We start from the raw sequence: 21,225 nt of genomic DNA, 5'->3' as shown, positions 1-21,225 counted from the left end.
GCCATCGCATCGGCCGGGAAACGGAATCGATTTTCGGAAAATCCGGTGCGAAGATTTGAAGGCTGGAGCATGTCAGTCCAATTGGACGTACAGGCTCCGGATCAAGCGGGGCACCGATGCTGCGATACGTATTCCGGCGGCTTTTGACCGCCATCCCGACGCTGTTCGTCATCGTGACGATGGCGTTCTTCCTCATGCGCGTCGCACCAGGCGGCCCATTCAACCAGGAGCGGGGGCTTAGCCCCGAGATCAAGGCCAACCTTGAAGCCCAGTTTGGCCTCAACGATCCGCTCTGGCTGCAATATGTCCACTATCTCGGCAGTCTCCTGCGCGGCAATTTCGGGCCGAGCTACAACATGCCGGATTTCACCGTCACCGAACTGTTTGCCAAGGGCCTGCCCATTTCGATCCAGCTCGGTGCTTCGGCGCTGATCCTGGCTTTGCTGCTGGGCAGCGTGCTCGGCACCATCGCCGCGCTTAACCAGAACAAGCTTGGCGACTATACGGTGATTGCGCTGGCGACAGCCGGCAGCACCATCCCCACCTTCGTCATCGCACCGGTGATCCAGCTTCTGTTCGGGCTGACCTGGAAGCTGTTGCCGATCGGTGGCTGGGGCGATGGCGCCTTCCTCAACAAGATCGGCCCGATACTGACGCTTGCTCTGCCGCAGATCGCCATCGTTGCCCGCCTGATGCGCGGCTCGATGATCGAATCGTTGCGCTCCCATCATATCCGCACCGCCCGCGCGCTCGGCCTCTCCGACTGGTCGGTGGTGGTCAAGCACGCGCTGCGCGGCGCCATCCTGCCGATCGTTTCGTTCACCGGCCCGGCGGCCGCGGCGCTGCTGACCGGTTCGGTCATCGTCGAGACGATCTTCTCCATTCCAGGCGTCGGCCGCTATTTCGTCGATGCCGCGCTCAACCGCGACTACACGCTGGTGATGGGAACCGTGGTGGTGATCGCCATCTTCACCATCGTCTTCAACCTGATCGTCGACGTCATGTACGCGGTCGTCGACCCGAGGGTGCGCTATGACTGATATTGCAGCCACCGCTCCCGCCATTGTCGGCCGCTCCTTGTGGGGCGATGCCTGGGCACGCCTCAAGGCCAATCGCGCCGCCATGATCAGCCTTTATTACCTCGCCTTCATCGCTCTCATCAGCGTGTTTGGACCTTGGGTCGCGCCGCATGAATACACGACCATCTATGGCGACTATGTGCGCACCCCGCCAAGCCTGACGCCCTATCCCAAGGCCGACATGATCGAGACGGCTCTCAACGACGCGGTCAAGCGCATGAGGGTCGAGATCAAGGAATGGAAGCAGGATGGCCAGCGCGTCACGGTGACCGTCACCTCGACCAAGCCGATCGACGATCGCAACATCCGCTATCTCGACCGATCCGATGCCTTTGACGACACCAAGATCGAGAGCAAGTCGCCCGACGGGCTCGAGGTGACGATGAGCACGTCGGTCAAGCAGCAATATTTCCTGTTCGGCACCGACAACACCGGCCGCGATCTGCTGTCGCGCACGCTGATGGCCGGACGCATCTCGCTGGCCATCGGCCTGCTCGCCGGCGTCGTGGCGGTGGTGATTGGTGTGATCTACGGCGCCGCTGCCGGCTTTTCCGGCGGCAAGATCGACGAGGTGATGATGCGCATCGTCGATGTGCTCTATTCCTTGCCGTTCATCTTCTTCGTCATCATGCTGGTGGTGTTCTTCGGCCGCAACTTCGTGCTGATGTTCCTGGCCGTGGGGGCGGTGCTGTGGCTCGACATGGCCCGCATCGTGCGCGGCCAGGCGCTGTCGATCCGCCGCCAGGAATATGTCCAGGCGGCGGAAGCCATGGGCGTCGGCCAGCGCGGCATCCTGCTACGCCATGTCATTCCCAATCTGCTCGGCCCGGTCGTCATCTACATGACGCTGCTGGTGCCGCAGGTCATCATCCTGGAAAGCTTCCTGTCGTTCCTCGGCCTCGGCGTGCAGGAACCGATGACCAGCTGGGGCGTGCTGATCTCGGTCGGTGCCAAGAACATCGGCTACGCCAATTGGCTGCTCTTGTTCCCCGCCTTCTTCCTCGTCTCGACGCTGTTCGCCTTGAATTTCGTCGGCGACGGTCTGCGCGACGCGCTCGACCCGAGAGATCGATAAGATGGGGACCGTTGACATGGCCACTCCCGAAACGATCCTCAGCGTCAAGGACCTGCGCGTCCGCTTCCGCACGCTCGATGGCGCGGTCGAGGCGGTGAAGGGCATCAACATTCACGTCAACGCGGGCGAGACCGTTGCCGTGGTCGGCGAATCCGGCTCCGGCAAGAGCCAGACGATGATGGCGGCGATGAGCCTGCTCGCCTCGAATGGCGAAGCGTCAGGCCACGTCGACTATCGTGGCCGCAACCTGCTGACGCTCAGCAAATCCGACCTCAACAAGGTCCGCGGCGCCAAGATCAGCATGATCTTCCAGGAGCCGATGACCTCGCTCGATCCGCTCTATTCGATCGGCAACCAGCTGATCGAACCGATCCGCCGGCATCGCGGCCTGAATGCCGCCGAGGCACGCGAAGAGGCGCTCAAGCTTTTGCGGCTGGTGCATATTCCTGATCCCGAGCGGCGGATGAAATCCTATCCGCACGAAATGTCTGGCGGCCAGCGCCAGCGCGTCATGATCGCCATGGCGCTGGCCAATGACCCCGACATCCTGATCGCTGACGAGCCGACCACGGCGCTCGACGTCACCATCCAGGCGCAGATCCTGATGCTGCTCGCCGAATTGCAGCGCAAGCTCGGCATGGCGATCGTGTTTATTACACACGACCTCGGCATCGTTCGGCGCTTCGCCGACCGGGTCTATGTCATGCGCCAGGGCGAGGTGGTCGAGGAGGGCGAGGCGGAGGCGATCTTCGCCAACCCGCAGCATGCCTATACCAAGATGCTGCTGGCGGCTGAGCCGACAGGAACCAAGACGCCACCGCCGGCCAATGCTCCCGTGGTGCTCGAAGGCAGGAATGTCGAAGTCACCTTCAAGATCGGCGGCGGGTTTCTGGCTGGCGAGCCGATGATGCTGCGTGCCGTCGATGACATTTCGATCCGGCTGCAGCGCAACCAGACCATCGGCATAGTCGGCGAATCCGGTTCAGGCAAATCGACGCTCGGCCGCGCCTTGCTGCGGCTGCTGCCGAGCGATGGGCTCATTCGTTTCGGCGATCGCGACATTTCCCAGGCTGACCGCCAGCAGATGCGGCCGCTGCGGCGCCAGATGCAACTCGTCTTCCAGGATCCGTTCGGCTCGCTGTCGCCACGCATGACAGTCGGCCAGGTCATCACCGAAGGGCTGCTGGTGCACGAGCCTAACCTGTCGCACAAGCAGCGCGATCAGCGCGCAGTGGAAGCCTTGCTTGAAGTTGGCCTCGATCCCAACGCCCGCAACCGCTACCCGCATGAGTTCTCCGGCGGGCAACGACAACGCATCGCCATTGCCCGCGCCATGATCCTGAAGCCCAAAATGGTCGTGCTGGATGAGCCGACCTCGGCGCTCGACCGCTCGGTTCAGAAACAGATCGTCGAACTGCTGCGCAAGCTGCAGGCCGACCACGAACTGTCCTACCTCTTCATCAGCCACGATCTGACGGTCGTGCGCGCCATGGCCGACTACATCATCGTCATGAAGCAGGGCAAGATCGTCGAAGAAGGGCCGACCGAGGCGATCTTCAGCAGTCCACAACACGCCTACACGCAGACACTGATGGCTGCGGCGATCGATGTGACGCGTTTCCGGCTGAGCGCTTGAATTCGGCGAAAAACAGAGACTTGAGGCGCGTTGCCTGTCTCCGTTTCGACGCGACACGCTTCAAGCTTCGGAGAGACTTTTCTGAAGGGCATCGAACGCAGCCCGGTATTCCTTTTTGACGGCCTCAGCCCCACCGAGGGCCGCCGTCTTTTGTTCGAGGCGGGACCAGAGCCCGGTTTCGTCGAGCTCCTTCGCCGAATAGTAATGACTGTAGTCCTGCCAGATTTGGCCGGTCTTCACCGCGCCTTTGGCGGTATCGTCGACATAGTTCTTCAACAAGCTGATCGGCGGATCGGCAAGCGCCAGCTCATAGGGCTGTCGTCCGACATTGTCGGCCGTGTCGCCGCTCCGAAACCATTGATTGAAGCGGTCTCGGCCGATCAGAATTTGGCCAGCGGTACGCGATGGTCTGAGCCGTACGGGGTCGTCGCCATGGCTGAGATAAAGGTCTTCGCTGAGGAAATGCGGCGTCGCGTGCGCCTTCTTCCTCGAACTCGGGTCCTGGTAGACGACCTCCCTGGCTACGGGAATATTCACGACGCGCAGCATGGCGGCGAGAAAGGCCGTAGTTCCCCAACAGCCCGCGGTGATGTGGTGAGGCGGGTCGTTGCGGCCGGCGGCGACCGTGCCTGAGATGATGCGGGACATTGGCGGCTCGCCATAGTACTGCCATTGCCGTTCCAGATTTGCATTCGACGTGTCGCCGGTGAAGTGTATGAGCCGCGCGATGCACCACTGCAGCAGTCGTTCGATCGTTGCCCGACGGGTAGGGCCGATGAGTGCCTGGGTGCGCAGAAAATGATACGCGACATCCGGAGGCGCGGGGATGCCCGACCAGTTCACCCGATAGAGTTGGGTGTGACGGTCGAACAGGAACATTTCCGTTGGCGAGAAGAGGGCAGAGAAGCTTGCATCGTTGTCCTGCTCAATCGACCAGGGCACGCGTTTGCCGATCTCGACGACGAGACTTTGCGCCACAAGCGCCAGGAACAGACGCCGCGCGTCATCCGCGCTCAGGAGGTCTCGTTGATGGACGGGTCGCACCGATTGGGAGGTGGATCGGTCAGGGCCAGTGGCTGTCCGGCCCATAGCAGATTGACGAACTGCTTAAGTTCATCTTTCCAGGTGGCCGGCCATTGCGCATAGGCGAACTGATTGGCGGCGCCGGGGGCATACCAGGTGATCGCACTTGCAACACGAGGGCGTCGGTTGAGCTCGCGCGCGACGTCAGGTGCCGGGCCGGATGCCGCGCAGGCAAACTTTGCCGATGCGGAAACGGCGCTTAATCCAAGGATGATCAGAAAGGCTCGGCGTGTCTGCACCGGACCGCAAAGAACACATCTCAAATGCATGGAAACCTCATTCTTGAACCGTTGCGGGCAGAAAGAGCCGGAGTGCACGGGTTGTCGAATCGTCTCCTGTTACAGTTGCGTAAGCCCTGAAGCTGCCGTGTCGGTGAAAGGATGCCATGCTTTGGTCCTGAGCGGCATCTCCCAAATGGGTGGCACGCTCCCCTCAGTCCCGTTCAACGGCAAGACCTTGAGGGATAGACGCTGATCGAACATGAAGCGGACGCAACTCATTGCGAGGACGCACAGCGGCTCTTTCTCGCAGCGATGATCGCCTGCTGTTGTTCCTGCAGCCGCTCGATTCGGGTGGTTTCGCGATTGGCCACCACGGTCTTCACCCGCTCGCCGCCAAGCAGCCATGTGGGAACACTGGTGCTGGCGACCTTGCCGCGGCTGATCGCGGTCCGCGAGATGTCTGTGGCGGCATCGCCAAGCGCCACGTTGAGTTCCTGACAGCTCATCCGGTCGTATTTGGCCGGACTGATTGACGCCACTGTCGACGAGCAGCCGGCTGCCAACAGCAGCAGTGCAGTTATCGGTAAAATGGCCATCGGCGCGAATTTCATACGCTCACCCGGTTCACCGTCCCAAATATGGACCACCGCCCAAAGTAGCGCATGACGCCATGAGATCAAAGGAAGGACTGTCCGCCGAGCGCAAGCGGCCCGCTCGGTATTCGACGCAGATGAATTCGGGAGAACAACAAGCATCAAGTGCTTGTTTTTTCTGGTCGGAGTGGCAGGATTTGAACCTGCGACCCCCTCGTCCCGAACGAGGTGCGCTACCAGGCTGCGCTACACTCCGTGACCAGACGCGGGCTTATAGCCGCCACACTTCATTCCTGCAAGCGGCAATGGCAGCACTTCTGTCGCATTTGTTTGCTTTCCCGAAGCTTCTCCGGATGGCTTGGGATTTAGCAGTCGGATAAAGGTGAACTTAAGCGCCGAGTTGATAGATCGGGGCAGCCTGGGAACAGATTTTTGACGAGACTTCCATGAGCCAGCGCATCGTCAGTTTCGTCATGAGCGGCGGCGTCGGCTCGCGGCTATGGCCGCTGTCTCGCGAGGACAATCCCAAGCAGTTTCACGATTTTTCGGGCAATGGTTCGATGCTGGCCAAGACCTTGCGCCGGCTGACGGCGCGGCCGGCTGGCGAGACACCAGTTTTCCTGATCGCATCCGAGCGCCATGCCGATCGCGTCCATTCCGACCTTGCCGGCCTCGATCTTGCCGGCGGCGGCCCATTGTTCGAGCCCACGGGGCGCAACACCGCCGCGGCGGTGGCGCTGGCGACGCTGCGAACCTTGTCCGAATTCGGCGACAGCCTGGTCCTGGTGGTGCCGTCGGACCACGAGATATCAACCGCAGGGCAGTTCTGGCAGAGCGTCGAGGCAGGCGCCGAGGCGGCAGGCGCCGGCCGGCTAGTGGTGTTCGGTATCAAACCGACGCAGCCCGAGACCGGCTATGGCTATATCGAGGTGGCAGGCGCGCATGGCGGCATCTTCCACGTCGCGCGCTTCGTCGAAAAGCCGGACCTCGGTACCGCGCAGAGCTATCTCAAGGCGGACAATTTCTACTGGAACACCGGCATCTTCCTGTTTCGCGCCGGCGCCATGCGCGACGCCTTCGCGAGGTTCCAGCCCGACATCTGGCAGGCCACCGAGAGAGCCTACAAGGCGGCAACATCGGACCTGTCCGGCCTCTATATGCCACTGGAGCTCTACGAAGCCGTCCCCTCGATCTCGATCGACTATGCCATCATGGAACGTGCTGATGACATTGCCATGGTGCCCGCCGACTTCCGCTGGAACGATCTCGGCTCCTGGCAATCGCTGCTCGACGTCGGTCCCGCCGACGACCAGGGCAATGTCGTCATCGGCGATGTCGTCGCCATCGATTGCGAGAACTCCTACATCCGCAGCGACGGCCGCCTCTTGTCGGCAATCGGCATGAAGGATGTCGCCATCGTTTCGACCGCCGATGCCACTTTCGTCGCCCCTGTCAGCCACAGCCAGCACGTCAAGAAGATTGTCGAGCAGCTCGAAAAATCCGGCCGGCTGGAAACCAGGTTCACACCTGCGCACGACCGTGTCATCGAAAGCGGTGCCTGGCGGCGGCGTGTGCACCACTGGCTGTTTCAAGAAACCTTGCCGCTGTGGTCGACATCGGGTGTCGATGAGCGCCATGGCGGCTTCCACGAGGCGCTGGGCTTCGACGGCACGCCGCTGATGAAGCCCAAGCGCATGCGCACAATGGCAAGGCAGGTCTATGCCTTCGCGGTCGCCAGCGCGCGCGGCTGGGATGGCCCGGCCGACCGGCTGATCAGCCACGGTATCGAGTTCATGGTCAGAAATGGTCGCACCGACAAAGGCGGCTGGGTGCGCACCCTGCATGTCGACGGCTCTGTCGCCGACGCCACCGAGGATGCCTACGATCATTCCTGCGTGCTGCTGGCGCTGGCACATGCGCATATGTCGGGCAATCCCGATGCCTTGCGGCTCGGCGAGGAAACCTTCGCCTTCCTCGATGCCCATCTCGAGGACAGCCGCATGACCGGCTTCCTCGAGACATCGGACGGCGAGGGCGAGCGGCGCTCCAACCCGCACATGCATTTGCTCGAAGCCTTCCTGGCTTGGCACCAGGCAACCGGCGAGCGGACCCATCTGCGCCGCGCCGCACGCATCATCGATCTCTTCCGCAGTCATTTCTTTGATCGGGAAAGCTGGACGCTGGGCGAATATTTCGATGCTGAGTGGACGCCGTCAGCCGGTGAGAAGGGCGCCTGGACCGAGCCTGGCCATCACTTCGAATGGGCGTCGCTGCTGGTCGATTTCGCCGGGCGTAGCGGGCAAGCCGAGTTGAACGGCTTCGCCAGGAAACTCTATGCCTCGGCCATCGCCAATGGCCTCAACCGCGCCACCGGCCTTGCCTATGGTGCGGTCTCCCGGCAGGGTCTACCGCTTGACCTGATCTCGCGCAGCTGGCCTCAGGCCGAGGCGGTCAAGGCGGCGATTGCGCTGGATGGCGTTGGCGGTCCAGATCTCAAGCCGGAGATCGAGGAGCGTGTCGGCCGGCTGTTCCGCTGGCACATCGACCCGGCGCCGCTCGGCCTGTGGATCGACCGCATCGACGAGCGCGGCCGCTCGCTGGCATCAGACGTGCCGGCCAGCATCTTCTATCACCTGGTCTGCGCGCTGACGCAGTATCTGGATGGGACGGCGAAGCCGTAGAGCAATTCCAGGAAAAGTGTGAGCGGTTTTCCGTCCGGAATTGCGGAAAAACAAGGGTTAGGGCGCTTCGCCGTTTCCGTGAAACGGTGAAATGCTCTAGTCACGGCGTGGTGGCGGGCGCGCTTTCCCGTATCACAAGCGGCACGATCGCAACGATCGGCGGAAGCACAAAACACCACATGCCGATCCTGGTATAGAGCAGGGCGGCGCTTCCGCATCCCAGCGCGAAGATAAGCACGGCAACCGACATGCGTGCGAGGCGTGATCGTGACGCCGCTTTGCTCTCGGGCGGCGCGCCATGGATCAGATCGGCCAGGTCAAGCATGATCTGGGTCGTGGTGCCGGTCATCAGCGTCGACGGCGGCGCGCTGGGAAGGTGGACGCGATGAGCGGCATTCTGCACCGCCATGGCCGAAACCAGGACCATGCCGGTGACAATGGCGGCCCAGCTGTTTCCATCCGCAAACGGCCCGAGGCGGATAGCCAGGATCGCGGCTGCTGTCAGCAGAACAAGCTTGATCGCCAATAGGGACCGGAAGACCGGCAGCTTCCAGCTTTTCAGCGGGTACGACAGAAGCCGGCTAAGGATGACGATGAGACAGAAGACAGGCAAGGCCAGAAGCTTTGCCAGGGCGCCCGATGTACCGAGCGCCAGCGATGCGCCGAGCGTGACGAAATTGCCGGTGACGTGCGCCGTGAACAGTCCCTGAAGGGCAAGGAACCCGGCTGTGTCGACATAGCCGGCGTTGAAACTGAGCAGCATTGGCAGCACGGCAATTCTTTTGTCGTTGGTCTCGGCCACCATGTTGGCCTCCTCGGCGCTCATGCCCCACGAAGCTTATGGCAAACTGACGGGCGAAGAAAACGCTCTGGACAACGGGTCGAACGGCCACGCGGACAACAGCCCAAACTTCTGCCCTCAATACGGGCTCGCCACATCCCCGGTCTCGACATAGATCGACTTCAACTGCGAATAGAGCGCCAGTGCGGCCAGAGAGTTCTCGCGGCCGATGCCGGACTGTTTGAAGCCGCCGAAGGGGATTTCCACCGGTGTCAGATTGTAGGCGTTGATCCAGCAGGTGCCGGCCTGCAATTCGGCGATGACACGGTGGGCGCGCGGCAGGTCGCGGGTGAAGACGCTGGCGGCAAGACCGAACTCGGTGTCGTTGGCGCGGTCGATCACCTCGTCCTCGCCGTCGAATCTCAGCACGCTCATGACCGGCCCGAAAATCTCCTCGCGGGCGATCCGCATCGTGTCGGTGACACCGGTGAAGATCGTCGGCTCGACGAAGAAGCCGCCGTCGAAACCCTGCAGCGAGGGCACATTGCCGCCGCAGGCGAGAACAGCGCCATCCTGCTTGCCTATCGCGATATAGCCGACCACCTTGTCGTGCTGCGCTTTCGACACCAGCGGGCCCATCTGGGTCTCGGGGTCAAGCGGGTCGCCGATGCGGATCTTTTTCGTCCGCTCGATCAGACGATCGACGAAGCGATCGTGGATGCCGCTCTGCACGAAGACGCGCGTACCGTTGGAGCAGATCTGGCCGGTGGAGTAGAAATTGCCGAGCATGGCGCCGCCGATGGCGTTTTCGATGTCGGCGTCGTCGAAGACGATCAACGGCGACTTGCCGCCGAGTTCCATCGTCGCATGTTTCATCTTCGAGCCGGCAAGCGACAAAACCTTGCGGCCAGTGGGGACCGAGCCGGTCACCGAAACCTTGGCGACGACATCGTGGCCGACAAGGCCCGCACCGACATCGCCATAACCCTGCACGACGTTGAACAAGCCGTCCGGCAGACCGGCCTCGCTGTAGATCTCGGCCAGGGCCAGCGCTGAAAGCGGTGTGTTTTCCGACGGCTTGAACACCATGGCATTGCCCATGGCGAGCGCCGGTGCCGATTTCCAGCCGGCGATCTGGATCGGATAGTTCCAGGCGCCGATGCCGACGCAGACGCCGAGTGCCTCGCGCCGCGTGTAGGCGAAAGGCCCGCCGAGATCGACGGCCTCGCCATTGTAGGCGGCGACCGCGCCGCCGAAATATTCGAGGCAGTCCGCGGCCGAGGGCGCGTCCGCGACCAGCGTCTCCTGGATCGCCTTGCCGGTGTCGAGCGTCTCGATGCGGGCAAGATCGGCATTGCGGGCGCGAAGAATGTCGGCGGCGCGGCGCAGGATGCGGCCGCGCTCGACCGGCTTCAACCGCGCCCACGCCGGTTGCGCGGCTCGTGCGGCCTCGACGGCGAGTTCCAGCACGTTAGGCGTCGCCGAATGCAGGGTAGCGATGACCTCGCCGGTTGCCGGATAGATCACCGGCAGCGGTGCACCGCCTTCGTCCTCTATGTAGCGTCCGTTGACATAGTGCGATGCCGTGGGTTGGGCGCGCATGGGGAAGTCTCCAAATTGTCTTTCGCGGCATGCGGATCGTGCAGTCTCACGATCATGGCCTATCTGTCGGATAGCTGCCAGCGCGGATTGATCCATGGTTCCTGGTTGGACGGCGCCAGCGGCGTGCGGCCAAGGATGTGGTCGGACGCCTTCTCGCCGGTCATGATCGACGGCGCGTTGAGGTTGCCATTGGTGACACGCGGGAAGATCGAAGAGTCCGCGACCCGCAAGCCGTCGACGCCGATGACCCGGCATTCCGGATCGACGACGCTCATCACGTCGTCAGCGTGACCCATCTTGCAGGTGCCGCAGGGATGGTAGGCGCTCTCGGCATGGTCGCGAATGAAGACATCAAGATCGTCGTCCGACTGCACATGGCTGCCCGGCGAGATCTCCTTGCCGCGATAGGCGTCGAAGGCCGACTGGCCGAAAATCTCGCGGGTCAGCCGGATGCAGTGACGGAACTCTGTCCAGTCGTCCGGATGCGACATGTAGTTGAAGCGGATCACCGGTGTCGCCTTTGGGTCGGGCGAGCGCAGTGTCACCGAGCCGCGCGACTTCGAGCGCATCGGTCCGACATGCGCCTGGAAGCCATGCGACTTCGCCGCTGCCTTGCCGTCATAGCGGACCGCCGCCGGGATGAAGTGATACTGGATGTCTGGATAGTCGACGCCGGCGCGCGAGCGCACGAAAGCGGCCGCCTCGAAATGGTTGGTGGCGCCGAGCCCGGTCTTGAAGAACAGCCACTGCGCCCCGATCAATGCTTTCGAGAATGGATTCAGCACCGAATTCAGCGTGATCGGCTTGGTCGATTCCTGCTGGATATAAAGCTCCATATGGTCCTGCAAATTGCGGCCGACACCAGGCCTGTCGGCAACGACGGCAATGCCGTTTTCGCGCAAATGCTCGGCCGGTCCGATGCCCGACAGCATCAGGATCTTGGGCGAATTGATCGACGATGCGGCGATGATCACCTCACGTCGTGCCTTAACGACTTGAATCTGTTTGTGAGCTTCGATCTCGACGCCAACAGCGCGTTGATTCTCGATGACCACCCGGCGGGCGAAGCCCTTGAGCAGGCTAACATTCCCGCGCTTGAGAGCCGGCTTCAGATAGGCCGATGCCGCCGACCAGCGGCGGCCGCCACGGATGGTCTGCTCCATCGGCCCAAAGCCTTCCTGCTTGGAGCCGTTGTAATCGTCGGTCAGTTCGAACCCGGCCTGGCGGCCTGCCTCGACGAACGCGCCGTAGAGCGGATTCTTGCGCGAGCCACGCCGCACATGCAACGGGCCGCCATGACCGCGCCACCCATCCTCGCCGCCATCATTGTCTTCCATGCGCTTGAAGTAGGGGAGCACGTCGGCAAAGCCCCAACCTGAGGCACCTTCTTCGGCCCAATGGTCGAAGTCACGGGCATGGCCGCGCACATAGACCATGCCGTTGATGGAGGATGAACCGCCAATCACCTTGCCGCGCGGCGTCGCCAGCACGCGGCCGCCAAGATGCGGCTCCGGTTCGCTGGCAAAACCCCAGTCGTAGAGGCTCATATTGAGCGGGATCGACAGCGCCGACGGCATCTGGATCAACGGCCCGACATCGGTGCCGCCGAACTCGATGACGATGACCGAATGCTTGCCGTCCTCCGACAGGCGATAGGCCATGGCCGAGCCGGCCGAGCCGGAGCCGATGATGACGAAATCCGCTTCAAGCATGGTTCATATGCGCCATAAAATCGGCGAGCGAGACGTTGCCGCCGGTTGCCACCACAAGGACGGTCTTATCCTTCACATCCACCTTGCCGCCGAGCAGCGCCGCCAGCGACGCAGCCCCAGACGGCTCCAGCACCAGCTTCATGCGCTCGAAGGCGATCTTCATTGCCCGCCGCACCGACTGGTCGTCGACGGTGATGCCGCGAACGCCAGCGGTCTTGACTGCCGCGAATGGAGCGTCGCCCGGCCGTCGCGACATCAGCCCGTCGCAGATCGACTTCGGACCGATCGGCATGGTCTCGATGGCGCCATGCGCCAGTGACGAGCCCATGCCATTGAAACCTTCCGGCTCGACGCCGATGATCTCGGTTGCCGGCGACAGATAGTGGAAGGCGAGCGAAACGCCACCGATCAACCCGCCACCGCCGACCGAACAGAACAACAGGTCGGCGCTGGCATCCTTGTCGGCAAGCTGGTCGAGCGCTTCGAGCCCGGCGCCTGCTTGGCCGGCGACGATCTCCGGGTCGTCGAAGGGATGCAGCAGGGCCAGTCCTTCGGTCTCGGCGATCTCGCGCGCCTTGGCGGCGGCGACCTCTTCGCGCGCGCGCTCGCCATGGTCGGTCAGCACGACACGGGCGCCATAGCCTGCCGTGGCATCGCGCTTGGCGGCAGGCGCGTCGATCGGCATGACGATGGTGACCGGAATGCCGAGCGCCTGGCCGGCGGCGGCCAGCCCTTGCGCGAAATTGCCGGAGGAATAGGCGACGACGCCCTTCCTGGCTTCATCGGCCGATAGCTGCTTCAGCCGCCAGTAGGCGCCGCGCACCTTGAACGATCCCGCCCATTGCAGCGATTCCGGCTTGATGAAGACGCGGGCCGCGCCGGTCTCGCGAGCAAGTGCCGCCGATTCCAGCAGCGGCGTGATCTGCGTCGCCCTGGAGGTGACGGCGTAGGCCTGTTGGAGGTGGTCTAGGGAGGGAACGAGAAGGTCTGCCATCATTCGCCTCGCGGGAACCGTTTCTGCTCTTCGAGCACGTTCAAATCCATATGGTTGCGCATGTAACGTTCAGAAGCCTTTTGCAGCGGCTGGAACTCCCAGGGGTAGTGCGTGCCGTTGCGCAGCGCTGGATAGACCACCCAGCGCCGCGCCTGGCTGACCCGCACGGCAGCGTCGAAAGCCGCCATGTCCCAGCGCGCGCGGACCTTTTCCATGAAAGCCGCCACCAGACCGGCGTGCGCCAGATCGGCGGCGAGATTGTTCAATTCATGCGGATCGGCCTCGATATCATAGAGTTGTGACGGATCGATCTCGCAATGGACGAACTTGTAGCGGCCGTCGCGGATCGCCACCAACGGCGCATTGGAGCCTTCGGCGGCATACTCCATCAGCACCGGTGCTGTACGTGGCTTGCCATTCAGCAGCGGCAGCAGCGACTGGCCGTCGGTCCATGGGGCGATCGCGCTCATGTCGATGCCGGCGAGGTCGCACAGCGTCGGCGTCACGTCGAGATTGGAGACCGGCGCCTCGATCAGGCCGGCGGGCACGCCCTTGCCGGCGATCATCAGCGGCACCCGCGCCGAACCCTCAAAGAAGCACATCTTGAACCACAGGCCTCGCTCGCCGAGCATGTCGCCGTGGTCGGAGCAGAACAGGATGATCGTGTCGTCGAGCATGCGCGTGCGCTCAAGCACCGACAGCAACTCGCCGACCTTGTCGTCGAGATAGGAGATGTTGGCGAAATAGCCGCGCCGCGCGCGGCGGATCTGCTCGGCCGTGATGTCGAAGCTGTCATAGTCGGAGGCTTTGTAGAGCCGCTGCGAATGCGGGTCCTGCTTGCCGTAGGGGATGAAGCCCACTTCGGGTTCGAGCGCCGGGCAATCCTCGTAGAGGTCCCAATATTGCCGCCGCGCCACATAGGGGTCGTGCGGATGGGTGAAGGAGACCGTCAGGCACCAGGGTCGGTGCGCGGCATTGTCGGAGACGCGGGCGAGATCGTAGAGCTTCTGCACCGCATGGAAGGCGACCTCGTCGTCATACTCCATCTGGTTTGAGATCTCGGCGACGCCGGCGCCGGTCACCGAGCCCAGATTGTGATACCACCAGTCAATGCGCTCGCCCGGTTTGCGGTAGTCCGGCGTCCAGCCGAAATCGGCCGGATAGATATCGGTGGTCAGCCGCTCCTCGAAGCCATGCAACTGGTCGGGGCCAACGAAATGCATCTTGCCAGAGAGCACGGTGTGGTAGCCGTCGGCGCGCAGATGATGGGCAAAGGTTGGGATCGACGAAGCGAATTCGGCGGCGTTGTCATAGACCTCGGTGCGCGACGGCAACTGGCCGCTCATGAACGAGGCGCGGCCCGGCGCGCAGAGCGGCGAGGCCGTGTAGTTGTTGGCAAAGCGTGCCGATCGTGCGGCCAGCGCCTTCAGATGCGGCGCGTGCAGAAACGCGGCCGGCCCATCGGGGAAAAAAGTCCCGTTGAGCTGATCGACCATGACGATCAGGAAATTGGGTCGCTTCGTGGTCACTGTTTGCGCCGCTCGCCGAGTTTGGTTTCAAGGTAGTCCTCGACCAGCGCAATCGCTGTCGCGGCGTCGGGCACGCCGTCCTTCAGCGCCCGCCTGATATAGAGCCCATCGATCATCGCCGCTGTCGCTTCGGCGGCACGGTCGGCTTCTTTGCGAGGCAGGATGCCGGTCAGCCCGCTCATCAGGTTCGAATGCAGCCGTCGCGCATAGACCCTGAGCAACCGGCGAAGCGCTGACGATTTCTGCGCCTCGACATAGAAGGCGAGCCAGGCGGCTATGGTTTCCGGCTGGAACTGGATGTCGGAGAAGTTGACGGCAACCACCGCCGAAACGCGTTCGCGTGGGGACGCGGCGGATTGCAGGGCGCGGCGCATGTCGATGGTCAGTTCGGCGAGGATGTGTCGCATCGTTGCCAGCAGCAACTCGTCCTTGGCGCCGAAATAGTGATGGGCAAGCGCCGAGGACACACCAGCGCGCCCGGCGATCTCGGACATGGTCACGTCAAGCGACCCGCGCTCGCCGATCGCTGAGATCGTCGCGTCGATGAGCGCCTTGCGGCGCAGTGGCTCCATTCCGACTTTCGGCATGTTGTTCCCGATTTTTGCGCGGAGATTATTTTTTATTGACGGGTCAATCAACAAAAAATCGACGGCGGGACAGCCTGTACCAAGCGATTTTCGGATGCCGGCCCTTCACGGCTCGGGCGAGAATGTTTACATTTGAACAATAGAGGCGAACTGCGCCATGAGCTCACAGGCTAGGCTGGCGCCAAGGATGGAGACCGCCATGACCGCATGCATCGTTGGCTGGGCGCATTCGCGCTTCGGCAAGCTTGAAGGCGAGACGCTTGAAAACCTGATCGTCAAGGTGGCGACAGATGCACTCGACCATGCCGGAATCGGCCCGGACGAGGTCGAAGAGATCGTGCTCGGCCATTTCAACGCCGGCTTTTCAGCGCAGGATTTCACCGCCAGCCTGGTGCTGCAAGCCGACGATCGACTGCGCTTCAAGCCGGCGACTCGCGTCGAGAACGCTTGCGCAACCGGTTCCGCGGCGGTCAGGCAAGGCATCCGCGCCATCGACGCCAACGCGGCCCGCATCGTGCTGGTGGTCGGCGCCGAGCAGATGACGACGACGCCCGGTCCGGAAATCGGCAAGAACCTCTTGAAAGCATCCTACCTGCCGGAGGATGGCGAGACGCCGGCGGGCTTCGCCGGCGTCTTCGGCAAGATCGCACAGGCCTATTTCCAGCGCTATGGTGACCAGTCGGACGCGCTGGCGATGATCGCCGCCAAGAACCACAAGAACGGCGTCGACAATCCCTATGCGCAGATGCGCAAGGATTTCGGCTACGAATTCTGCCGGCAGGAGAGCGAAAAGAACCCCTTCGTCGCCGGCCCGCTGAAGCGTACCGACTGCTCGCTGGTCTCCGACGGTGCCGCTGCCCTGATCCTCGCCGATACCGCGACGGCCCTGAAGATGCGTCGCGCGGTTGCCTTCCGGGCCAACGAGCATGTGCAGGATTTCCTGCCGATGTCGAAGCGCGACATCCTGGCCTTCGAAGGCTGCGAGCAGGCTTGGGGCAAGGCGCTGAAGAGCGCCGGCGTGACGCTCGACGATCTCTCATTCGTCGAAACGCATGACTGCTTCACCATCGCCGAACTGATCGAATACGAAGCGATGGGCCTGGCTAGGCCGGGCGAGGGCGCCAGACTGGCGCTGGACGGCACGACGGCGAAAGACGGCCGCCTGCCGGTCAACCCCTCCGGCGGGCTGAAGGCCAAGGGTCATCCGATCGGCGCCACCGGTGTCTCCATGCATGTCCTGACCGCCATGCAGCTTGTCGGCGAAGCCGGCGGCATCCAGGTGCCGGGCGCAAAGCTTGGCGGCATCTTCAACATGGGTGGCGCTGCCGTCGCCAACTACGTTTCCATTCTCGACCGGATCAGGTAAACCGCCCGCATTTACGGGAGGGTTCATGACAAATCCGGTTCTGATCGAGGTTCTGCGTGGCGCGATCGTCGAGAGCGTGCATCGCGGTGCCGTAGCGGTCTTCGATGCCGACGGCAAGCCGGTTCTGGAGATCGGCGATACCGCGAAGCCGGTGTTTCCGCGCTCGGCGGTCAAGGCGATCCAGGCCTTGCCGCTGGTCGAGAGCGGGGCCGCCGATGCCTATGGCTTCGGCAACCGCGAACTGGCGCTGGCCTGTGCATCCCATTCCGGCGAGCCGGCGCATGTCGAACTGGCGCGGTCCATGCTGGCCAAGGCCGGGTTGGACGGGTCGGCGCTCGAATGCGGCACGCATTGGCCCTCAAACCATGATGCGGAGATTGCGCTTGCGCGTGCCGGCGGCTTGCCGAATGCGTTGCACAACAACTGTTCCGGCAAGCATTCCGGCTTCCTCTGCACCTGCGTCCATTCCGCCATTGCCCATAAGGGCTACGTCAAGGCCGGGCACGGCCTGCAGGAGATGGTGCGTGACGCCATGCAATCGGTCACCGGCGCCGTCCACAGCGCGGACGAGCGGGCGACCGATGGCTGCTCGATCCCGACCTATGCGGTGCCGCTCAAAAGTTTCGCGCTCGGCTTTGCCCGCATGGCCACGACATCAGGTTTTGGTCCCGAGCGGGCAAAGGCCGCGAAACGACTGCTTTCAGCATGCATGGCAGAACCATTCTTCGTTGCCGGCACCGGTCGCGCCGATGTCGCCCTGATGGAAGCGGCACCGGGCCGGATTTTTGCCAAAGGCGGTGCCGAAGGGGTCCACTGCGCCGCAGTCCCGGAACTTGGCTTTGGCATCGCGCTCAAATGCGATGATGGGGCCGGCCGTGCTGGCGAAGCCATGGTTGCCGCCGTCCTTGCCAGGCTATTGCGTGCCGACGAGACCTTGGCAGTCAAGCTGCTCGAACTGGCAAATGCTCCGATCGAAAGCCGGATTGGCGCCAAGGTTGGGGCGCTAAGGCCGACCGCCGCCCTCGGCTGAAGAGCGACATCATTAGATCGCCGCGCGTGCCGCAGCGACAGCAGGGTTCGACATGGCTTCCCGTTGGTTGGCTCTGACTACAGCTGGGTCATAGCTTTTGCGGGCGAAGACTTCCCTCACCATCGGCGCGAAGAATTCCAGCTGCTGGGTCGAATAGTCCGGGTCGAAGCTCGACTGGTCCCATTTGTCACAGAACTCGGCGCAGTCATCAAAATATGCGCTATCCCTGAAGGCATCCCGCTTGTGCGGATTCGCGCCAACATGCTCGCCATAGTATAACAGCTGGAAATCACCGTGTTTCTCGATGACCCAGGCGCATTGCTCGCGCACGAACGGCCTGATGATTGCGGCGGCGTATTCGTCGTGATTGTAGGGCGCGTAGATGTCGCCGATGTCGTGCAGCAGCGCCGAGACCACCCAGTCGATATCCGCTCCGGCACTCCACGCTCGCGTTGCCGTCTGCAGGGAATGGCCAAGCCGCGTGATCTTGTAACCTGACAGCGACTTATCGAGATCGACCATGGCCGCCAGCAAGCGGTCTGCCGTGCCGGCGGCGTATTCGATTTCATGCTCCGTGAGGAAGGCATAATCCTCGCAATCGCCATCCTTCATCTGCGTGAATTTTACCGTCTCCATCTTCGTTACCTTCTGCAACCAGAAACCTAGCGGCCGAGCTCGAGATAGAGGTCGTCGGCTACGACCTCGACCGGAAATGTCCGCGCCTTCAGCCTGTCATCGACGAGGCATTTTCCCGACCTGATCTCGAATTCCCAGCCGTGCCAGGCACAGCGAACGATTTCGCCAGCGCGCTCATAGACGAATTCCGCCCTGTCGGTCGGCCTGGTGGTTCCACAAACCGGCCCCTCGCAAAGCCGTCCTGCCCGGTGCGGGCAAATGTTGAGCAAGGCGGCATAGCCATCGTCGAGCTGGAATATACCGATGCTCATGCGGCCGAAGGAGACGATCCTGGGTTGCCCGATCGCGACCTCGTTGACCTTGCAGGCAAAGGTGCGGCCTCTGACTGGCACGGCTGCTGCATTGGCCGCCATCACGCAACCCTCGCGCTGGCGGCGGGCGCCTCGATGCGCTTGTAGACCTCCAGCGCATTCAGCCCCATCACCTTGTCGCGCCAGGCCGGCGGAATGTGGATGTTGGTCGGCGCGTCGAAATCCCAATGCGGATAGTCGGACGCGAAAAGCAGCGTGTTCTGGCCATCCATGTGCTCGAGCGTCTCCCACAGATGCCTCACATTTTGCGGCTGTTCGAGCGGTTGGGTGCTGAAGCGGATGTTGCGGCGGCAATATTCCGAAGGCAGCATCTTCAGCCACGGCGTCTCCTTGCGCAATGCCTTGAAGTTGGCATCGAGCCGCCACATCAGCGATGGCACCCACGACACGCCGCATTCGATGACGACGAAATAGAGATCGGGATATTTCTCGAAAACGCCGTTGGAAATCATGCTGACGACATGGGTCATCGCCGGCTGGCTCAGCAGCGCATGTGTTTCCCAGTAATAGGTCGTCGGGCCGCTGGCGATGGCATTGTGGTTGATGCCGCCCTGGCCGCCGAAATGGATGGCGAAGGGCAGCCCGACTTCGGCGCAGGCCTCGAAGATCGGGTGATAGAACGGGTCGCCGTAAGGACGTTGCGAGCCGTGGCTGGCCAGCACCTGGACGATGTCCTTGTGGCCGCCAAGCCGGCGGATCTCGGCCGCAGCACCGTGCGGATCGGTCGGCGAAATGATGATCGATCCCTTGAAGCGCCTGTCCTTGGGTAGCCACCAGTCGATCATGTAATCGTTGTAGGCCCTCACCAGTGCGTTGGCGTAATGATAGTTGGCCAGCGTCGAAGCTTCCAGCGGCTCGTCGGCGGTGAGAATCGCCACATCGATGTCGTAGAGATCGAGGTGCTTCTCCTTCATGATCAAATAGTTGTCCTCCTCGGTCTGCGGCTTGATGTCGTGCCGCGAAAATCCCTCGGGATGCAGCCATGGGCGGTGGCCGTGCGGGAAACTGCCCTTTGGTCCCGGCTTTTCGCCGCGAACCAGAAAATCACGCCAATAGGGCTCGAGATAGGGAAGCAGAACCTCGGCACTGGACCAGTAATTGTGGACGTCGGTGTCGACGATGAACATGGATGGATGACCTGCCGTGGCGGATGTCTGAAAGATGCTGCAATTCTGCGCGTGAAGGCGATATCCGGCAACGCAACCCGGGATGGGATGTTAATCGAAGAATCCGATTAGCCATTGTCGAAGCGGATCAAAAAGCGGTAGCCGTTGCGGACGTTTTCCGTGGGGTGGCCAAGATGCAGATCGAATTGCTCGACACATTCCTGGACCTGATCGAAACCCGCAACTTCAACAGGACAGCGGAGCGCCTTGGCATCACCCAGTCGACCGTTTCGAGCCGCATCCGCACGCTCGAGACGCTGCTGGAAAAGCAGCTCTTCATCCGCAACAAGAGTGGCACGGAGCCGACCGTCGCTGGGCTGAGGTTCGAGGAGCATGCGCGCGCGGTCAAACTGCGCTGGCTCGACGCCCGCCGCGAAATCCAGTCGGTCGGCAAGTTCGACCGCCTGATCCGCATCGGTATCCAGTTCGAGCTCTACGAACGCGTGTTGGAAGGGTGGCTGGAATGGGTGCGGGCGACGATGCCCAAGCTCGCGATCTATGTGGAGATCGACTACTCCAACCAGATGATCCTCGATCTGACCACCGGCAGCCTCGATCTGGCGGTGCTCTATTCGCCACAGCATCTTCCGGACATGCACTACGAGCAGATCGCCGAGGAAAATTTCGTCATGGTTTCGACGCGCGGCGTTGCCTTCGGCGAGGTGGTGCCGGCGGACTACATCCGCGCCAATTACTCGGCCTTCTTCAACCGCGCCCACAAACAGATGCTGCCGGAACTGGAAAACAGCCCCGTATCGACGGGGAATGGCGGCGCGGTTGCCTATCTGCTGCGAAGCCGGGGCGGCACCGCCTTCGTCACCGAAACGGTGGCGACAAAATTGCGGCAGGACGGTGTGGCACAACTCGTTGGTGATGCGCCGAAGATCTCACATCCCATCTATTCGGCCGTGCATGTCAGACACCATCATTCCCACACGCATGTCCGCCTGCTCAAGGCGCTCAAACTGATGACCGCGTAAATTAGAGGTCGAGCGACATGTTTCCCTTTGGCGTGCTGCAGCAGGCCAAGATGAAGCCCATCTCCGAAAGCCCGCCCATGTCGCCTCATTGATCGCCAAAAGC

18 protein-coding genes and 1 tRNA gene are annotated in these 21,225 nt (G+C 62.4%); 7 read left to right on the top strand and 12 right to left on the bottom strand.

What is annotated here, in order from left to right:
- The first annotated feature begins 116 nt into the window (after positions 1-116).
- From ACZYHG_RS28915 to ACZYHG_RS28905, 3 genes are read left to right on the top strand one after another with little or no spacing between them, the layout of a single operon-like run.
- Entirely contained in the window at positions 117-1,040 is a 924-nt protein-coding gene (locus ACZYHG_RS28915) for an ABC transporter permease subunit (RefSeq protein WP_464611474.1), read from the top strand.
- Entirely contained in the window at positions 1,033-2,154 is a 1,122-nt protein-coding gene (locus ACZYHG_RS28910; protein ID WP_464611473.1) for an ABC transporter permease, read from the top strand. The genes ACZYHG_RS28915 and ACZYHG_RS28910 overlap by 8 nt, the downstream gene beginning before the upstream one ends.
- Before the next feature lie 16 nt (positions 2,155-2,170).
- On the top strand, positions 2,171-3,790 hold the full coding sequence (locus ACZYHG_RS28905) for an ABC transporter ATP-binding protein (RefSeq protein WP_464611472.1): 1,620 nt from the start codon (positions 2,171-2,173) through the stop codon (positions 3,788-3,790).
- A gap of 60 nt (positions 3,791-3,850) precedes the next feature.
- Here ACZYHG_RS28905 and ACZYHG_RS28900 read toward each other — a convergent pair whose 3' ends face one another.
- The 3 genes from ACZYHG_RS28900 to ACZYHG_RS28890 form a co-directional block, all read right to left on the bottom strand.
- Positions 3,851-4,879 carry a hypothetical protein gene (locus tag ACZYHG_RS28900; protein ID WP_464611471.1) on the bottom strand — a complete coding sequence of 343 codons (1,029 nt, stop codon included), beginning with the start codon at positions 4,877-4,879 and terminating at the stop codon, positions 3,851-3,853.
- A gap of 490 nt (positions 4,880-5,369) precedes the next feature.
- Complete coding sequence (locus ACZYHG_RS28895) at positions 5,370-5,705, bottom strand: hypothetical protein (RefSeq protein ID WP_464611470.1); 336 nt, start codon at positions 5,703-5,705, stop codon at positions 5,370-5,372.
- A 161-nt stretch (positions 5,706-5,866) separates the two neighbouring features.
- Positions 5,867-5,943, bottom strand: a tRNA-Pro gene (locus ACZYHG_RS28890).
- Positions 5,944-6,133: 190 nt separating this feature from the next.
- Here ACZYHG_RS28890 and ACZYHG_RS28885 point away from each other — a divergent pair.
- Entirely contained in the window at positions 6,134-8,368 is a 2,235-nt protein-coding gene (locus ACZYHG_RS28885) for a mannose-1-phosphate guanylyltransferase/mannose-6-phosphate isomerase (protein WP_464611469.1), read from the top strand.
- A gap of 100 nt (positions 8,369-8,468) precedes the next feature.
- Here the strand turns inward: ACZYHG_RS28885 and ACZYHG_RS28880 are convergent, their stop codons facing one another.
- The 6 genes from ACZYHG_RS28880 to betI form a co-directional block, all read right to left on the bottom strand.
- A complete protein-coding gene (locus ACZYHG_RS28880) occupies positions 8,469-9,173 on the bottom strand; it encodes a YoaK family protein (protein WP_464611468.1) in 705 nt (234 codons plus the stop codon).
- 114 nt (positions 9,174-9,287) lie between these two features.
- The gene (betB, locus tag ACZYHG_RS28875; protein WP_464611467.1) at positions 9,288-10,751 is read right to left on the bottom strand and encodes a betaine-aldehyde dehydrogenase; all 1,464 of its coding nucleotides are present in this window, start codon (positions 10,749-10,751) and stop codon (positions 9,288-9,290) included.
- Positions 10,752-10,810: 59 nt separating this feature from the next.
- On the bottom strand, positions 10,811-12,463 hold the full coding sequence (betA, locus tag ACZYHG_RS28870) for a choline dehydrogenase (protein WP_464611466.1): 1,653 nt from the start codon (positions 12,461-12,463) through the stop codon (positions 10,811-10,813).
- On the bottom strand, positions 12,456-13,460 hold the full coding sequence (locus tag ACZYHG_RS28865) for a threonine/serine dehydratase (protein WP_464611465.1): 1,005 nt from the start codon (positions 13,458-13,460) through the stop codon (positions 12,456-12,458). The genes betA and ACZYHG_RS28865 overlap by 8 nt, the downstream gene beginning before the upstream one ends.
- On the bottom strand, positions 13,457-14,986 hold the full coding sequence (gene betC, locus ACZYHG_RS28860) for a choline-sulfatase (protein WP_464611464.1): 1,530 nt from the start codon (positions 14,984-14,986) through the stop codon (positions 13,457-13,459). Before betC ends, ACZYHG_RS28865 begins: the two co-directional genes overlap by 4 nt.
- Positions 14,983-15,573, bottom strand: a complete 591-nt coding sequence (betI, locus tag ACZYHG_RS28855) for a choline-binding transcriptional repressor BetI (protein ID WP_464611463.1) — start codon at positions 15,571-15,573, stop codon at positions 14,983-14,985. The genes betC and betI overlap by 4 nt, the downstream gene beginning before the upstream one ends.
- A gap of 199 nt (positions 15,574-15,772) precedes the next feature.
- On the opposite strand from betI, the gene ACZYHG_RS28850 reads away from it, so the two are divergent.
- Both ACZYHG_RS28850 and ACZYHG_RS28845 read left to right on the top strand, forming a co-directional pair.
- Positions 15,773-16,939 (top strand): acetyl-CoA acetyltransferase, encoded by a 1,167-nt coding sequence (locus ACZYHG_RS28850; protein ID WP_464611462.1) that lies wholly within the window; start codon positions 15,773-15,775, stop codon positions 16,937-16,939.
- A 25-nt stretch (positions 16,940-16,964) separates the two neighbouring features.
- Positions 16,965-17,969, top strand: coding sequence for an asparaginase (locus ACZYHG_RS28845; protein WP_464611461.1), 1,005 nt, complete (start codon positions 16,965-16,967; stop codon positions 17,967-17,969).
- Between the two features lie 12 nt (positions 17,970-17,981).
- Here the strand turns inward: ACZYHG_RS28845 and ACZYHG_RS28840 are convergent, their stop codons facing one another.
- The 3 genes from ACZYHG_RS28840 to ACZYHG_RS28830 are packed head-to-tail and all read right to left on the bottom strand — an operon-like array spanning position 17,982 to position 20,103.
- Complete coding sequence (locus tag ACZYHG_RS28840) at positions 17,982-18,605, bottom strand: HD domain-containing protein (RefSeq protein WP_464611460.1); 624 nt, start codon at positions 18,603-18,605, stop codon at positions 17,982-17,984.
- 26 nt (positions 18,606-18,631) lie between these two features.
- Entirely contained in the window at positions 18,632-19,018 is a 387-nt protein-coding gene (locus ACZYHG_RS28835; protein ID WP_464611459.1) for a Rieske (2Fe-2S) protein, read from the bottom strand.
- On the bottom strand, positions 19,018-20,103 hold the full coding sequence (locus ACZYHG_RS28830) for an amidohydrolase family protein (protein WP_464611458.1): 1,086 nt from the start codon (positions 20,101-20,103) through the stop codon (positions 19,018-19,020). The genes ACZYHG_RS28835 and ACZYHG_RS28830 overlap by 1 nt, the downstream gene beginning before the upstream one ends.
- Before the next feature lie 173 nt (positions 20,104-20,276).
- Here ACZYHG_RS28830 and ACZYHG_RS28825 point away from each other — a divergent pair, with 173 nt between their 5' ends.
- Positions 20,277-21,122, top strand: coding sequence for a LysR family transcriptional regulator (locus tag ACZYHG_RS28825; protein WP_464611457.1), 846 nt, complete (start codon positions 20,277-20,279; stop codon positions 21,120-21,122).
- Positions 21,123-21,225: the final 103 nt, after the last annotated feature.

Source organism: Mesorhizobium subarcticum (assembly GCF_055456085.1).
Note: the sequence above shows the minus strand (reverse complement) of the source record. Positions and strands in the feature narration are given on the sequence as shown.

What these genes read in the sequence shown, in the direction of transcription:
- ACZYHG_RS28915 (WP_464611474.1), top strand. Translation starts at nt 117, where the DNA reads ATGCTGCGATACGTATTCCGGCGGCTTTTGACCGCCATCCCGACGCTG.
- ACZYHG_RS28910 (WP_464611473.1), top strand. Translation starts at nt 1,033, where the DNA reads ATGACTGATATTGCAGCCACCGCTCCCGCCATTGTCGGCCGCTCCTTG.
- ACZYHG_RS28905 (WP_464611472.1), top strand. Translation starts at nt 2,171, where the DNA reads ATGGCCACTCCCGAAACGATCCTCAGCGTCAAGGACCTGCGCGTCCGC.
- ACZYHG_RS28900 (WP_464611471.1), bottom strand. Translation starts at nt 4,879, where the DNA reads ATGGGCCGGACAGCCACTGGCCCTGACCGATCCACCTCCCAATCGGTG.
- ACZYHG_RS28895 (WP_464611470.1), bottom strand. Translation starts at nt 5,705, where the DNA reads ATGAAATTCGCGCCGATGGCCATTTTACCGATAACTGCACTGCTGCTG.
- ACZYHG_RS28885 (WP_464611469.1), top strand. Translation starts at nt 6,134, where the DNA reads ATGAGCCAGCGCATCGTCAGTTTCGTCATGAGCGGCGGCGTCGGCTCG.
- ACZYHG_RS28880 (WP_464611468.1), bottom strand. Translation starts at nt 9,173, where the DNA reads ATGGTGGCCGAGACCAACGACAAAAGAATTGCCGTGCTGCCAATGCTG.
- betB (WP_464611467.1), bottom strand. Translation starts at nt 10,751, where the DNA reads ATGCGCGCCCAACCCACGGCATCGCACTATGTCAACGGACGCTACATA.
- betA (WP_464611466.1), bottom strand. Translation starts at nt 12,463, where the DNA reads ATGCTTGAAGCGGATTTCGTCATCATCGGCTCCGGCTCGGCCGGCTCG.
- ACZYHG_RS28865 (WP_464611465.1), bottom strand. Translation starts at nt 13,460, where the DNA reads ATGATGGCAGACCTTCTCGTTCCCTCCCTAGACCACCTCCAACAGGCC.
- betI (WP_464611463.1), bottom strand. Translation starts at nt 15,573, where the DNA reads ATGCCGAAAGTCGGAATGGAGCCACTGCGCCGCAAGGCGCTCATCGAC.
- ACZYHG_RS28850 (WP_464611462.1), top strand. Translation starts at nt 15,773, where the DNA reads ATGACCGCATGCATCGTTGGCTGGGCGCATTCGCGCTTCGGCAAGCTT.
- ACZYHG_RS28845 (WP_464611461.1), top strand. Translation starts at nt 16,965, where the DNA reads ATGACAAATCCGGTTCTGATCGAGGTTCTGCGTGGCGCGATCGTCGAG.
- ACZYHG_RS28840 (WP_464611460.1), bottom strand. Translation starts at nt 18,605, where the DNA reads ATGGAGACGGTAAAATTCACGCAGATGAAGGATGGCGATTGCGAGGAT.
- ACZYHG_RS28835 (WP_464611459.1), bottom strand. Translation starts at nt 19,018, where the DNA reads ATGGCGGCCAATGCAGCAGCCGTGCCAGTCAGAGGCCGCACCTTTGCC.
- ACZYHG_RS28830 (WP_464611458.1), bottom strand. Translation starts at nt 20,103, where the DNA reads ATGTTCATCGTCGACACCGACGTCCACAATTACTGGTCCAGTGCCGAG.
- ACZYHG_RS28825 (WP_464611457.1), top strand. Translation starts at nt 20,277, where the DNA reads ATGCAGATCGAATTGCTCGACACATTCCTGGACCTGATCGAAACCCGC.